This is a genomic window from Streptomyces turgidiscabies Car8 (assembly GCF_000331005.1).
In the GTDB taxonomy this organism is placed as follows: Bacteria; Actinomycetota; Actinomycetes; order Streptomycetales; family Streptomycetaceae; genus Streptomyces; species Streptomyces turgidiscabies.
The window spans coordinates 1-901 of record NZ_AEJB01000643.1; the positions used below are offsets into that span (position 1 = coordinate 1).

General features: G+C 67.6%; 1 protein-coding gene. It reads right to left on the bottom strand.

From position 1 onward, the window contains the following. Positions 1 to 823, bottom strand: an 823-nt coding sequence (locus tag STRTUCAR8_RS44755) for a YihY/virulence factor BrkB family protein (RefSeq protein WP_006383136.1), incomplete at its 3' end; no start/stop codon positions are given. Positions 824 to 901 lie beyond the last annotated feature (78 nt).

Here is a 901-nt window from a genome sequence, read left to right on the forward strand (position 1 = left end):
TCGCCAGCTCCGCGTTGAACTGGACGCCGACCAGAAGCGCCAGGTTGGACAGCCACAGCCAGACCAGGAAGACCACGATGCCGGCCAGCGACCCGTACAGACGGTCGTAGGTGCTGACGTGCGCGGTGTAGACCGCGAAGCCGACCGACACGGCCAGCAGGAGTACGACCGCCAGCGCGCCGCCGGGCGCCATCCGGCGGACGGGGCGGGTGCCTGGCGGGCCCGAACGGTACAGGACGAGCACCAGGGCGACGGCGACCACGGCGATGACCGGCCACCGCACGGCGTTCCAGGCGAACTGGGTGCCGGTGCTGAGATCCAGAGCTCTGCCCAGACGCCGGGTGAGGTTGCCGGTGAGCAGCATCGCGAGGGTCGAGGTGAGGAGCAGGGTGATCAGGACCAGGCCTGTGGCGATGATACGCGGAGCGGTACGCCACACCGGCCGGTCGGCGTCGATCCGGTGCATGGAGTACATCGCCCGTCGGAAGACGCTCAGATAGCTGCAGCCCGACCACAGCGCGCCCGTTCCCGCGACGAAGATCAGCGTCCAGGCCGTCGACGACTGTTCGGCCATCTGCCGCAGGGTGCCGCGCAGCAGTTCGCGTGAAGCGGCCGGAGCGGCCTGTGTCATACGGTCGATGACCTCGGGTTTGGCCGTGGGCATGGTCAGACCGAGGATCGAGAGGATCACCAGGAGCAGGGGGAACAGGGCCAGAACCGCGTAGTAGGTCAGCGCGGCGGCCCAGTCCGTGACGTCGTCGTTCCAGACGGACACCGGCGTCCGGCGCAGCGCCGCCCGCCATCGCTCGCGGATGTCCTTCACCTTTTCCTTTGATTCAAGTGTTTCGAGAGCATCAGGTGTGCTCGTGCTGGTGCCCCGACATTCCCTTCATAAACAGGG